This is a genomic window from Pseudomonas sp. BO3-4 (assembly GCF_034044115.1).
Classification (GTDB): Bacteria; Pseudomonadota; Gammaproteobacteria; order Pseudomonadales; family Pseudomonadaceae; genus Aquipseudomonas; species Aquipseudomonas alloputida.
Window position 1 is genome coordinate 6,077,793 of sequence record NZ_CP139018.1, and the last position, 12,496, is coordinate 6,090,288.

At 62.7% G+C, this 12,496-nt stretch carries 11 protein-coding genes and 1 pseudogene; 5 read left to right on the forward strand and 7 right to left on the reverse strand.

Annotated elements, in window-relative coordinates:
- Nucleotides 1–103 precede the first annotated feature (103 nt).
- Complete coding sequence (trxA, locus tag REH59_RS27745; RefSeq protein WP_003253660.1) at nt 104–433, reverse strand: thioredoxin TrxA; 330 nt, start codon at nt 431–433, stop codon at nt 104–106.
- Nucleotides 434–686: 253 nt separating this feature from the next.
- On the opposite strand from trxA, the gene ppx reads away from it, so the two are divergent.
- Entirely contained in the window at nt 687–2,189 is a 1,503-nt protein-coding gene (gene ppx, locus REH59_RS27750) for an exopolyphosphatase (RefSeq protein WP_003253659.1), read from the forward strand.
- On the opposite strand, the gene ppk1 is transcribed toward ppx, so the two are convergent.
- Complete coding sequence (gene ppk1, locus REH59_RS27755) at nt 2,176–4,419, reverse strand: polyphosphate kinase 1 (RefSeq protein ID WP_014754802.1); 2,244 nt, start codon at nt 4,417–4,419, stop codon at nt 2,176–2,178. The two genes, ppx and ppk1, sit on opposite strands and share 14 nt — an antisense overlap.
- A 213-nt stretch (nt 4,420–4,632) precedes the next feature.
- Here ppk1 and REH59_RS27760 point away from each other — a divergent pair, with 213 nt between their 5' ends.
- On the forward strand, nt 4,633–5,277 hold the full coding sequence (locus tag REH59_RS27760) for a DedA family protein (RefSeq protein WP_012054060.1): 645 nt from the start codon (nt 4,633–4,635) through the stop codon (nt 5,275–5,277).
- Between the two features lie 549 nt (nt 5,278–5,826).
- Here REH59_RS27760 and REH59_RS27765 read toward each other — a convergent pair.
- A pseudogene (locus tag REH59_RS27765) lies at nt 5,827–6,405 on the reverse strand (sterol desaturase family protein); the annotation flags it as partial.
- 112 nt (nt 6,406–6,517) lie between these two features.
- On the opposite strand from REH59_RS27765, the gene elbB reads away from it, so the two are divergent.
- Entirely contained in the window at nt 6,518–7,177 is a 660-nt protein-coding gene (gene elbB, locus REH59_RS27770; protein ID WP_003253655.1) for an isoprenoid biosynthesis glyoxalase ElbB, read from the forward strand.
- Between the two features lie 180 nt (nt 7,178–7,357).
- Here elbB and REH59_RS27775 read toward each other — a convergent pair whose 3' ends face one another.
- Nucleotides 7,358–7,810 carry a YaiI/YqxD family protein gene (locus REH59_RS27775; protein ID WP_014592810.1) on the reverse strand — a complete coding sequence of 151 codons (453 nt, stop codon included), beginning with the start codon at nt 7,808–7,810 and terminating at the stop codon, nt 7,358–7,360.
- A 166-nt stretch (nt 7,811–7,976) separates the two neighbouring features.
- On the opposite strand from REH59_RS27775, the gene REH59_RS27780 reads away from it, so the two are divergent.
- Entirely contained in the window at nt 7,977–10,832 is a 2,856-nt protein-coding gene (locus REH59_RS27780) for a class I adenylate cyclase (RefSeq protein ID WP_004575828.1), read from the forward strand.
- Between the two features lie 90 nt (nt 10,833–10,922).
- On the opposite strand, the gene rnk is transcribed toward REH59_RS27780, so the two are convergent.
- From rnk to cyaY, 3 genes are all read right to left on the reverse strand, one after another.
- Nucleotides 10,923–11,333 carry a nucleoside diphosphate kinase regulator gene (gene rnk / locus REH59_RS27785; RefSeq protein WP_003253652.1) on the reverse strand — a complete coding sequence of 137 codons (411 nt, stop codon included), beginning with the start codon at nt 11,331–11,333 and terminating at the stop codon, nt 10,923–10,925.
- 146 nt (nt 11,334–11,479) lie between these two features.
- Nucleotides 11,480–11,704, reverse strand: a complete 225-nt coding sequence (locus REH59_RS27790) for a DUF1289 domain-containing protein (protein WP_003253651.1) — start codon at nt 11,702–11,704, stop codon at nt 11,480–11,482.
- 1 nt (nt 11,705) lies between these two features.
- Nucleotides 11,706–12,038, reverse strand: a complete 333-nt coding sequence (gene cyaY, locus REH59_RS27795) for an iron donor protein CyaY (protein WP_004575827.1) — start codon at nt 12,036–12,038, stop codon at nt 11,706–11,708.
- Between the two features lie 239 nt (nt 12,039–12,277).
- On the opposite strand from cyaY, the gene lptM reads away from it, so the two are divergent.
- Entirely contained in the window at nt 12,278–12,490 is a 213-nt protein-coding gene (gene lptM / locus REH59_RS27800) for an LPS translocon maturation chaperone LptM (RefSeq protein ID WP_014861347.1), read from the forward strand.
- The last annotated feature ends 6 nt before the right edge of the window (nt 12,491–12,496 follow it).

A 12,496-nucleotide genomic window follows, 5' to 3' on the forward strand; every position in this document is an offset into this window, starting at 1 on the left:
GAGGGCACTGGAAAAGCAGTGCGAGGCCGAATGTAACACTTGCTTTTTTCTGCGTCTAGTGCTCTGAAAAAGAAAAGCCCCGCATTTGCGGGGCCTTTTCACATCACAGGTGGGCGTCGAGGAATGCGGCCAGCTGCGATTTGGACAGTGCACCAACCTTGGTGGCTTCGACGTTGCCGTTCTTGAACAGCATCAGCGTCGGGATACCACGCACACCGTGCTTGGCCGGGGTTTCCTGGTTCTCGTCGATGTTCAGCTTGGCGACGGTCAGTTTGCCCTCGTAGGTGGAAGCGATGTCGTCCAGAACCGGAGCGATCATCTTGCATGGACCGCACCATTCAGCCCAGTAGTCGACCAGTACCGCGCCTTCGGCCTTCAGGACATCGGCTTCGAAGGAGGCGTCGGTGACATGTTTGATCAGATCGCTGCTCATGGATATCTCCAGGGTCGTAAGCAAAAAACGTGGCCCATGATAGCCGCACCTACGCCGGACAGGAAGCCACGGACGATTGAGTGTAACTATAGTTGCGCAAGACGCCGCGAATCGAAACTGTCATATGGCCGTCATAGAATCGAATGGCACATTGCCTTGCATCAAGGCCAGTACAACGGCTGAGTGTCACGCGTTGGCGATAGCCTGCTATCGTGGCACGATTGCCAGGTTAACGACCGAGAACAACCAGATCATGCCGCATACCATCGCGAAGAACCTGTCCCTGATCGCCGCCATCGACCTTGGCTCCAACAGTTTTCACATGGTCGTGGCCAAGGCCCACCATACCGAAATCCGCATCCTTGAGCGGCTCGGCGAGAAGGTTCAACTGGCCGCCGGCATCGACGAAGAGCGCATGCTCAGTGAAGAGGCAATGGAAAGGGGCCTGGATTGCCTCAAGCGCTTTTCCCAGCTGATCAACGGCATGCCGGCAGGCGCCGTGCGTATCGTCGGTACCAACGCCTTGCGCGAAGCGCGCAACCGTAACGAATTCATCCAGCGCGCCGAAGCCATCCTCGGCCACCCGGTGGAGGTCATCTCTGGCCGTGAAGAGGCGCGCCTGATCTACCTGGGCGTGTCGCACACCCTGGCCGACACCCCCGGCAAGCGCCTGGTGGCCGACATCGGCGGCGGCAGTACCGAGTTCATCATCGGCCAGCGCTTCGAGCCGCTGCTGCGTGAAAGCCTGCAGATGGGTTGCGTGAGCTTTACCCAGCGTTACTTCCGCGACGGCAAGATCACCCCGGCCCGCTATGCCCAGGCCTACACGGCCGCGCGCCTGGAACTGATGAGCATCGAAAATGCCCTGCACCGCCTGACCTGGGATGAGGCCATCGGCTCATCCGGCACCATTCGCGCCATCGGCGCTGCCATCAAGGCCGGTGGCCTGGGCAATGGCGAGGTCAACGCCGAAGGCCTGGCCTGGGTCAAACGCAAGCTGTTCAAGCTGGGCGAGGTCGACAAGATCGACTTCGACGGCGTCAAGCCAGACCGCCGCACTATCTTCCCGGCGGGCTTGGCGATTCTCGAAGCGATCTTCGATGCCCTTGAACTGAACCGCATGGACCACTGCGACGGCGCCCTGCGCGAAGGTGTGCTGTTCGATCTGCTTGGCCGCCACCACCACGAAGACGTGCGCGAACGCACCCTGAACTCGCTGATGGAGCGCTATCACGTGGACCAGGGCCAGGCGGCGCGCGTCGAGCGCAAGGCGTTGCACGCATTCGACCAGGTGGCCGACGCTTGGAACCTGAAAGACGGAAACTGGCGCGATCTACTGGGCTGGGCCGCGAAAGTGCACGAAATCGGGCTGGACATTGCCCATTATCACTACCACAAGCACGGCGCCTATCTGATCGAGCACTCGGACCTGGCAGGCTTTTCCCGGGAAGATCAGCAGATGATGGCCCTGCTGGTACGCGGCCACCGCCGCAACATCCCCAAGGACCGTTACGCCGAACTGGGTGATGAAGGGGTCAAACTGCTGCGCCTGTGCGTGCTGCTGCGCTTTGCCATCCTGTTCCACCACATCCGCGGCACTCAGCAAATGCCAAAGGTAGAACTGCACGGCGGGGACAACAGCCTGGATGTAGCCTTCCCTGACGGTTGGCTGGAGCAGAACCAGCTGACCCAGGCCGACTTCGCCAACGAGGCGGAGTGGCTGGCCCGGGTCGGCTTCGTCCTCAGCGTACGTTGAGGACCGGGTTGCTCAGGCGCTCCAGCAAGGTCGCCTGAACGCTGCGCGGGTTCTGGTTGCCGGTCGGGGTGCTGCGCACGTAGCGCCCGTCCGGCTGCAAGGTCCAGGCGTGGGTATTGTCGGTCAGGTAGCCTTCCAGCTCCTTCTTCACCCGCAGCAACAGTTTCTTGCCTTCCACCGGGAAGCAGGTCTCGACACGCTTGTCGAGGTTGCGCTCCATCCAGTCGGCGCTGGACAGGTAGATCTGCTCTTCGCCGCCATTGAGGAAGTAGAACACCCGCGTGTGCTCGAGGAAGCGGCCAATGATCGAGCGCACCTGGATGTTGTGCGAAACCCCCGGAATGCCCGGGCGCAGGCAGCACATGCCACGCACCACCAAGTCGATTTTCACGCCCGACTGGCTGGCCTTGTACAGCGCCTTGATGACTTTGGCGTCGGTCAGCGAGTTGAACTTGGCGATGATGTGCGCCGGCTTACCTTCAAGGGCAAACTGGGTTTCCCGCGCGATCATGTCGAGCATGCCCTTTTTCAGGGTGAACGGCGCATGCAGCAGCTTCTTCATGCGCAAGGTCTTGCCCATGCCGATCAACTGGCTGAACAGCTTGCCGACGTCTTCGGTGAGCGCATCGTCAGAGGTCAGCAGGCTGTAGTCGGTGTACAGGCGGGCGTTGCCGGCGTGGTAGTTACCGGTGCCCAGGTGCGCATAACGCACGATCTCGCCCTGCTCGCGGCGCAGAATCAGCATCATCTTGGCGTGGGTCTTGAACCCGACCACACCATAGATCACTACCGCACCGGCCGCTTGCAGGCGGCTGGCCATCTGCAGGTTGGACTCTTCGTCAAAGCGCGCACGCAACTCGATCACCGCAGTGACCTCCTTGCCGTTACGCGCTGCGTCCACCAGGGCGTCGACGATTTCCGAGTTAGCCCCCGAGCGGTACAGGGTCTGGCGCACGGCGAGCACGTGCGGGTCCTTGGCGGCTTGGCGCAGCAGGTCGACCACTGGCGTGAAGGACTCGAACGGGTGCATCAGCAGGATATCCTGCTTGCTGATCACACTGAAAATGTTGTCAGCGTTCGCCAGCAGCTTGGGGATCGCCGGGGTGAACGGTGTGTATTGCAGCTCCGGGTGGCTGTCCAGGCCGGTGATGCTGAACAGGCGGGTGAGGTTGACCGGGCCATTGACCTGGTACAGCTCACTTTCGCTGAGGCTGAACTGCTTCAACAGGTAGTCCGACAGGTGTTTCGGGCAGGTGTCGGCCACTTCCAGGCGCACGGCGTCACCGTAGCGGCGCGAGAACAGCTCGCCGCGCAGCGCGCGGGCCAGGTCGTCGACCTCTTCAGAGTCAAGCGCCAGGTCGGCGTTGCGCGTCAGACGGAACTGATAGCAGCCTTTCACCTTCATGCCCTGGAACAGGTCGTCGGCGTGCGCGTGGATCATCGACGACAGGAACACATAGTTTGCGCCCGGGCCGCCCACCTCTTCCGGCACGCGAATAACCCGCGGCAGCAGGCGTGGCGCCGGAATGATCGCCAGGCCCGAGTCGCGACCGAAGGCGTCCACCCCCTCGAGCTCGACGATGAAGTTGAGGCTCTTGTTCACCAGCAGCGGGAACGGGTGAGTCGGGTCGAGGCCAATCGGGGTAATGATCGGGGCAATTTCGTCGCGGAAGTAGCGGCGTACCCAGGTCTTGAGCTTGGGTGTCCAGTAGCGGCGGCGGATGAAGCGGATCTGGTGCTTTTCCAGCTCAGGCAGCAGCACGTCGTTAAGGATCGCGTACTGGCGCTCTACCTCGATGTGCACCAGTTCGCTGATACGCGCCAGCGCCTGGTGCGGCTGCAGGCCATCGGCGCCGGCCTGTTCACGGGCGAAGTTGATCTGCTTCTTCAGGCCTGCGACACGAATCTCAAAGAACTCGTCGAGGTTGCTGGAGAAGATCAACAGGAACTTGAGGCGTTCCAGCAGCGGGTAGTTCTCGTCCAGTGCCTGCTCCAGCACCCGGATATTGAACTGCAGTTGCGAGAGTTCGCGATGAATGTACAGGCTGCTGTCGTCCAGGCCAGGGACGGCGATGGCCGGGGACGGCGCGGGCACCGGAGCCACAGGTTCGACCACCTGTTCCGCTACAGGCTCGGCCACCGGAGGCAGGTCTGGCGGGGTCTGCAGCATCTCTTCTGGAAGCTCCTGAGCATCCTTGATCGCGACAGGGCTTAGCACTTCATTATTCATCTGGCGTTCCTGAGGACGTTAACGCCCTATCATCTATTGAGCGGCAAGATAAGCGCTCATTATGACGCCCGTGTTACACACATGGGCAAGCCGTGGCAAGTGGCCTCTGGCATTGTCTGCGCTGGAAATGTTCACGTCGAGACACATTTGGACACTTTCACGAACGCGCGCGAAGGGGTAGGCTGCGCGTTCATTTCGCCAGCACCTCAGAAAATGCTTCAACAATTCCTGCAGGATTTCGGCTACTTCGCCCTTTTTCTAGGCACCTTCTTTGAAGGCGAGACCATTCTGGTGCTTGCGGGATTCCTTGCGTTCCGCGGTTACATGGATATCAATCTGGTATGCCTGGTGGCCTTCTTCGGCAGCTACGCGGGCGACCAGTTGTGGTACTTCATGGGCCGACGCCACGGGCGCAGGATCCTGGCGCGCAAGCCGCGCTGGCAGGCAATGGGTGACCGGGCGCTGGACCACATCCGTCGCCACCCCGATATCTGGGTGCTGAGCTTCCGCTTTGTCTATGGCTTGCGCACGGTCATGCCGGTGGCCATCGGCCTGTCGGGTTACCCGCCACGTCGCTACCTGCTGCTGAACGGGATTGGCGCGGGCATCTGGGCAGTGGCCCTGGGCGCCGCCGCCTACCACTTCGGCGCCATCCTCGAAGGCTTGCTGGGCAACGTCAAACGTTACGAGCTATGGGTGCTTGGCGGCCTGGTGGCGCTGGGCGGCCTGCTGTGGCTGCGCCGGCGCTTCCGTACTCTGCGCGCGGAGCGCAGGGCGGCGAGCCAGGCCCAGCCCCCAGAAGCTGAGCAGGCTGTAAGCCACGAGCAGAAACCAGGCCAGCGGCGCGACCACCGCTAAGCCCAAGGCGCCGGCCAGGTACAATGCCGGCGCATTCAGACACAACCGCGCCAGCTCCAGGCGTGCAGACCAGGGCCGGTTCTCCAGCAACGCGCCCAGCACGAACAAACCAAACGCCATCAGTGACCAGCCGAGCACCAGCGCGGCGGCCGGCACGCGGTCGGCCACGTCCATCAGGTAGCTGCCCAAGGCCACATAAACCACGAACTGCGCCGCCACATAGGCTTGCTGCCCGCGCCCCAGGGCAATCTCGAACTTGCGAAACAGCGCCAAGTCCTGTTTGGCCTGTGGGTAGCGTGCGGCCACATCGGCCGGGCGCCAGCCGGTAGGCATGAACCAGATACGCAGCTTGTCCCACAGGCTGGTGGTGCGCCGGGCGTCGTGCCAGAGCTGGGCATAGAACTGCAGGTTGGCCCATAGCGGGTTCCAGCTGGCCAGCGGCGTGGTCACCCCGAACACCACCGGCTCGGCCGGGTCCTCCTCCTTGAACGTGCCGAACAGACGGTCCCAGAGAATGAACACACCACCGTAATTGCGATCCAAGTAAGCAGGGTTTTGCGCATGGTGGACGCGATGATTGGACGGCGTGATCAACACCCACTCCAGCCAGCCAAGTTTAGGGATATGCCGGGTATGCACCCAGAACTGATACAGCAGGTTGAGCGAGGCGACGGTGATGAACACCAGTGGCGGCACACCCAGCAGCGCCAGCGGCAGGTAGAACAACCACGAGAAGAGGAACCCGCTACTGGTCTGGCGCAGCGCCGTGGTGAGGTTGTACTCCTCGCTCTGGTGATGCACCGAGTGCGCAGCCCACAGTACGTTGCGCTCATGCCCCAGGCGGTGCAGCCAGTAGTAGCAGAAGTCGTACAGGACAAAGGCCAGCAACCAGACCCACCCTGCCTGCGCCGGCAATTGCAACAGCGCCAGGTGCTCGAAGACCAGAGCATAGGTGACCAGCCCTACGCCTTTGGTCAGCAGGCCGGTACTGGTCGACAGTGCGCCGGTACTCAGGCTGTTGATCGAGTCGGCCAGGGTGAAGTTGTGCTGGCCGCGCACGCGGTCGGCGACCAGCTCGACGGCTATCAGCACAAAAAAGAACGGCACGGCCAGCAGTATCAGGTCCATGGGCGCGACCTCAGGCGTTATCCACCAAGATTAGGCCGCCCCCGCAGGAATCCCTATGGCGACATCTGCCAAACTAGAGGACATTTAGCGCCTCGACACTGGAGTAATGAGCATGACAAAAAAAGTAGCGGTGATTCTTTCCGGCTGTGGCGTGTATGACGGCGCCGAAATCCACGAAAGCGTGATCACGCTGCTGCGCCTCGACCAGCGCGGTGCGCAGGTGCAGTGCTTCGCGCCGAACATCGCACAGATGCATGTAATCAACCATCTGACCGGCGAAGAAATGCCCGAATCGCGCAATGTGCTGGTGGAGTCGGCGCGCATTGCCCGCGGCGAGGTCAAGGATATCCGTGAAGCCAAGGCCGAAGACTTCGACGCACTGATCGTGCCGGGCGGTTTCGGGGTGGCTAAAAACCTGTCCAACTTTGCCGTGGAAGGCGCCAACTGCAGCGTGAACCCAGACGTGCTGGCCTTGGCCGAAGCCTTTGCCGACGCCTGCAAACCCGTTGGCCTGATCTGCATCTCGCCGGCGCTTGCGGCGAAGATCTACGGGCCGGGCGTGGTCTGCACCATCGGGAGCGATGCCGGCACTGCGGCGGCTGTCGAGAAGATGGGCGGCACCCATGAAGCGTGCGATGTACACGACATTGTCGAAGACACCCAGCGCAAGCTCGTGACGACCCCGGCGTACATGGAGGCCAAGTCGATCAGCGAGGCGGCGGGCGGGATCTACAAGCTGGTAGACCGAGTGCTGGAGCTGACGCACGAGTAAGTTATTGCGTTGGCTTCTTCGCGGGCATGCCCGCTCCCACAGGTCCAGCACAGGCTTCAAGGTCACGCGGTACCTGTGGGGCAACTGCGCGATCGCCTGTAGGAGCGGGTTTACCCGCGAACACCGGCAGAGCCGGTGCCATCCACCGCGCCAGCCTGGGCTGTCGCCTACAGGAATCTGTCAGCCTTTCGAGAGCCGGGCAATGATCCGGTCCAGTGCATTGGCAAACGCCTGTTTCTCACGTTCGCCATAGGCCGCCTGCCCGCCCCCCACCTGCCCCTGCTCACGCAGCTCGGTGAACAGGTTGCGCGCCGCCAGGCGGTCGCCCATGTTGCGCTCGTCGAACTCACGCCCACGCGGGTCCAATGCGGCCACGCCCTTTTTCACCAGACGGTCGGCCAGCGGCACGTCACTGCAGATTACCAGCTCGCCAGGCACGGCGTGCTCCACAATGTAATCGTCGGCCGCATCCATGCCGCTGGGCACCACGATCAGACGCACGATCGCGAACGCCGGCTTGGCCACCGCCTGCCCCGCCACCATCACCACCTCGAACTTGCGCTTGAGGGCGAACTTGACGATCAGATCCTTGGCCGCCTTGGGGCAGGCGTCGGCATCGATCCATACACGCATTGGACACTCTCTACATGAACTCAATGCGCCCATCATGCCTGAAGCGCAGCGAAAGCTGGAGCAGGCCAGCGCTGGAAAAATGGCGCCAGAATTTCAATTACCGCTTATCCGACCCCGCCACTCAGGCTAAACTCGCCACAGCTTCAATGGCCTGCCCGAGCGCGCAATGAACCATCCTCACGAAATCCGCCCTGACCTGGACGAAGGCATCGACCGCAAGGTCCTGGCGACATTGCGTGCGCGCTTCCTGCATCTGAACCAGGGCCGACTGCAGCGGGCAAAGGAAGGCCTGTCAACGCGCCAGCAACAGGTACTGTCGTTGCTGCCGCTGCTGTTTCACGTGAACCACCCGCTATTGCCGGGTTACGTCTCCGGCAGCACCCCTGCGGGCGTATCGGCTTACGAGCCAAGCGCCGAGCTGGTGGCCGATGCCCAACGCCTGGCCCGCTCGTTCACTTACAAGGCCCAGCATGGCAACCCGCCACGCCCGATCCACGGCCTGTTCCTGATGGGCAGCCTGGGCTCGCTGGCGCAGGCCGAGCACAGCGACATGGACCTGTGGGTGTGCCATGCGCCCGGCTTGCCCGAACAGCTGCTGGGTGAGCTGCGCCGCAAGTGCCAGCTGCTGGAGGCCTGGGCGGCAAGCCTGGGCGCCGAAGCACACTTTTTCCTGATCGACACACAGGGCTTCGCCCAGGGTCAGCGCGATGGCCAGCTCGGTTCCGACGACTGCGGCACCACCCAGCACTACCTGCTGCTGGACGAGTTCTACCGCACCACCCTGTGGCTGGCCGGGCGTACGCCGCTGTGGTGGCTGGTACCGGTGTACGAGGAACACAACTACTACAGCTACACCCAGACGTTGCTGTCCAAGCGCTTTATCCGCAGCCAGGAAGCCCTTGACCTCGGCAACCTGGCGCACATTCCGCCCGGTGAGTTCGTCGGCGCTGGCCTGTGGCAATTGTTCAAAGGCATCGACTCGCCCTACAAATCGCTGCTCAAACTGCTGCTGACCGAAGCCTACGCCGGCGAACACCCTGCGGTGCGCTGCCTGAGCCTGGACTACAAGCAGGCAGTATTTGCCAACCAGCTCGACCTCGACGAGCTGGACCCCTACGTGATGGTCTACCGGCGCATCGAACGTTACCTGCTGCAACGCGGCGAACCCGCGCGCCTGGAGCTGGTACGGCGCAGCCTGTACCTGAAGGTGAACAAGAAGCTCAGCGACCAGGGCCGCAGCCATGGCTGGCAACGCCGGCTGCTGCAGCGCCTGACCGACGAGTGGGGCTGGGACCAGCGCCAGTTGGCCCTGCTGGACAGCCGCAGCCAATGGAAAGTGCAGCAGGTTGCCGTCGAGCGGCGTGAGCTGGTGGCCGAGCTTAACCTCAGTTATCGCTTCCTCAGCCAGTTCGCTCGCACCCAGAACGCCAGCAGCCGCGCCGACCAGCGCGACCTCAATGTGCTGGGCCGGCGCCTGTACGCAGCCTTCGAGCGCCGCGCCGGCAAGGTCGAAGTGATTAACCCCGGCATCGCCCCTGACCTCGCCGAAGGCACCCTGACGCTGGTCCAGGCACCCAACCGCAAGGAGCCCGGCAGCTACCACTGGGAGCTGTACAGCGGCAACCTGAGCACCCATGAGGTGCAGCACTTCAGCCCGATCAAACGCTGCCGCGAGCTACTCGAACTGCTGACCTGGGCCCATCGCAACGGAGTGATCGACAGCAGCACCCGCATGGCGCTGCATCCAGGGGCCAGCGACCTCGGGGAATTCGAGCTGTTCAACCTGCTGGGCTGTCTGCGGCAAAGTATCCCCCTGCCCTTGCCGACCGTCAGCGAAGTGCGCCTTTTGCAGCCCAGCGTTGCCGATGAGGTGTTGTTGCTGGTCAACGTCGGCGTCGACCCGCTGCGCCACCACCGCGAGCTGAACGTTTTGATGACCACAGAGCGCACCGACGCGTTGAGCTACGCTGGCGTGCGCGAAAACCTGGTGCTGACCCTGGACCAGGTCACCGTCAACAGCTGGAACGAGGTGCTGGTCCAGCGCTATGACGGTGAACACGCGCTGGTGCGCTGCCTGCGCGACTTCCTCAACAGCCCGGCGCAGCGCGGCCACCGGCCAAGGGTGCGAGTACGCTGCTTCTGCCAAAGCCGCGCCCAGCCGATCGGCCAGCGCGTAGAGGAAATTTTCGACACCGCCCAGCTGCTGCGGGATCAAGGGCTCCACCACCGCTACCTGCTGCAAGTGGCCCACCACACCCATGTGCTGGAGCTGTTACCCGAGCATGTCAGCCTGACGACCCTGGCCGAGCATGAGGCGCTACTGGCCTACCTGGGCGAAGAGCGAGGCACCTACAGCCCGCTGTACCTGGATGCCAATGCGCTGCAGGACCACGACCTGCGCCTGGTGCTGGAGCAAGGCCGGCCAGCCTGCATTCAGGTGTTCTACCGCCTGCAGGGCGGCTGGGCCGATGTGTATGTGCTGGATGAATACAACGCATTGTGGCAACAACGCCTGCCGCTGCATGACGAAGCGCATCTGCTGTTGCCACTGCAACGTTTTCTGCGCTCGGTGGTGATGCGCCGCGATGCCCGCCTGCCCCTCGATAGCCTGCGACCCGCCTCGCTGGATATCCACTACGCGCAGCTGCTGCCCACCGGCCCAGGCAAGGCACGCAACATCGAGCCGCGCCTGGCCCCGGCCGAGGGCAGCGACCAGCCTTACTATGAGGTACAGGCGATTATCCAGGCGGGTGTAGCGGGCGTGGCGCATGTGACGCTGTACTGCGACCAGCAGGAGTTTTCCGAGCTGGAACATGGTGAGCAGCTGTATGCGGTGGTGGCCAGGCAGATCATCGGTCAGCGCCGTGGCACAGCGCAGTACCGGTGCTATATCACCGACCTGGATTTGTCCGAGTTGCTGGATGACCGGCTGGGGGCAACGCAGGCCTACCTGAGCTACAAGCGGGTGCTGGAGCAGGCTCTGAATGAGGGGTTGGAGCAGGTTTTGGCGGAGGGCGCCTGAACTCGCAGCACAAGGCGGCGACAAAAGAGTGCATCTCTCTGTAGCAACAGCCTTGCGCTGCAAACGGGCCGCGAAACGGCCCCCTGGCCCTTACAGGTCGTAATCGCCCGCCGCCTCCGGCTGGTACTCCACTTCCAGCAGCTTCAGCTTGAGGGTCTTGCCCCCCGGTGCCGGCCAGTCGATCTGCTCGCCCACCGACAGCCCCAGCAAAGCGCAGCCAATCGGCGCCAGGATCGAGACCTTGCCTTCCGGCCCGGCATCCTTGGGGTACACCAGTGTCAGGTGGTAGTCCTTGCCGCTGGCTTCCTCACGGCAGTGCACCCGCGAGTTCATGGTCACCACGCCCGCCGGCACTTCCTCGTGACCGACCACCTGCTCGGCGCGGTCAAGCTCGTCCTGCAGGGCGAGCACACCCGGCGTACTCTCGTCGAGGCTGTCGATCAGACGCTCCAGACGTTGTACGTCCAATCGGGTGAGGATGAGGGAAGGCTTGGTGCTCATGATCCAGTCAGACTCCTTTGAACAGGCAGTTTTCAATGTGCAAATAAAGCAAAACCCCGCCCAAGGGCGGGGTTTGAGAAGGCTTTGGCGTCACCGACGCAGAACCCGACACTACCACAGCCGGGCAAATACTCAAGCCCCTGCGCTCAGTGTGCCTTAGCCTGCTCGCGCAAGACCTGGGCCTCGCGGCAGATCTGACGGCGCCGTTCGTCATCGGCCGAGCGCCATTCGCGAATGTGCTCGACATGTCGATGGCAACCGGTGCACACCCGCTGTTCGTCCAGCCGGCATACGCTGATGCACGGTGACGGCACTGCAGGGCTGACGTTGCTGTAAAGCGGCTTGGGCGGCCGGGCCTGGGCGCTACTCATGTCAGATTTCGTCGAAGTCCAGCTTCTCGCCGGCCCGCTCCCAGACGATACGCTCGAGCATTTCACCCAGCAACTCTTCGCTCTTTTCGCACACCCACTTGCCGCTGTCTTCGTCGTAATCGAAGTGGAAACCACCGGAGCGGTCGGCAAGCCACAGCTGGCGCAATGGCTCCTGACGGCTGAAGATCAGCTGGGCGCCGCCCTCGAACTTGACGGTCAGGACACCGGCGGAGTTCTCCATGTCCAGGTCCAGACCGCTCTCGTCGAACAGATCTTCCAGGGCCTGTTGGGTCGCGTCGACCAGATCATGGAAACGCGCTTCACTCAAACTCATTGCAGGAACCTCGAAATTGGCTGCGTTACAGGCAAGCCGGGCAAGATACGGGCGCTTGCCGCCGAATGCAAAGGTTTAGCCGTTGCGTTCACCGGCCTCTTCGCGGGCGAGCCCGCTCCTACGGGGGGCTACGCAGAGGCTAAGCATAGCCCGCCCGGCGGACCGGTCCTTGCATAGGCAAGCCGCCGGTCGCTCGGTATACTCGGGCGCAATACTGCATTTTTCTAAGGATTTCACCCATGAAGCGCCTGATTTCCTCCTTCGCGGCGCTGGTCGCTGTTGCCTGCCTCGTTTCGGCCTGTGGCCAGAAAGGCCCGCTGTATCTGCCTGAAGATGGCGATAACGGCAAAGCGCACACGTCGCACCAGCACCAGCCAAAAGCCAAGCCGGCCCCGGCACAAGAACAGCAGCCCGAGCTGCAGTCCGAGTCCGAGCAGTCGCCAGCGCAGTAAGGAAAC

What these genes read in the sequence shown, in the direction of transcription:
- ppk1 (WP_014754802.1), bottom strand. Translation starts at nt 4,419, where the DNA reads ATGAATAATGAAGTGCTAAGCCCTGTCGCGATCAAGGATGCTCAGGAG.
- REH59_RS27780 (WP_004575828.1), top strand. Translation starts at nt 7,977, where the DNA reads ATGAACCATCCTCACGAAATCCGCCCTGACCTGGACGAAGGCATCGAC.
- ppx (WP_003253659.1), top strand. Translation starts at nt 687, where the DNA reads ATGCCGCATACCATCGCGAAGAACCTGTCCCTGATCGCCGCCATCGAC.
- cyaY (WP_004575827.1), bottom strand. Translation starts at nt 12,038, where the DNA reads ATGAGTTTGAGTGAAGCGCGTTTCCATGATCTGGTCGACGCGACCCAA.
- rnk (WP_003253652.1), bottom strand. Translation starts at nt 11,333, where the DNA reads ATGAGCACCAAGCCTTCCCTCATCCTCACCCGATTGGACGTACAACGT.
- REH59_RS27790 (WP_003253651.1), bottom strand. Translation starts at nt 11,704, where the DNA reads ATGAGTAGCGCCCAGGCCCGGCCGCCCAAGCCGCTTTACAGCAACGTC.
- REH59_RS27760 (WP_012054060.1), top strand. Translation starts at nt 4,633, where the DNA reads ATGCTTCAACAATTCCTGCAGGATTTCGGCTACTTCGCCCTTTTTCTA.
- lptM (WP_014861347.1), top strand. Translation starts at nt 12,278, where the DNA reads ATGAAGCGCCTGATTTCCTCCTTCGCGGCGCTGGTCGCTGTTGCCTGC.
- trxA (WP_003253660.1), bottom strand. Translation starts at nt 433, where the DNA reads ATGAGCAGCGATCTGATCAAACATGTCACCGACGCCTCCTTCGAAGCC.
- REH59_RS27775 (WP_014592810.1), bottom strand. Translation starts at nt 7,810, where the DNA reads ATGCGTGTATGGATCGATGCCGACGCCTGCCCCAAGGCGGCCAAGGAT.
- elbB (WP_003253655.1), top strand. Translation starts at nt 6,518, where the DNA reads ATGACAAAAAAAGTAGCGGTGATTCTTTCCGGCTGTGGCGTGTATGAC.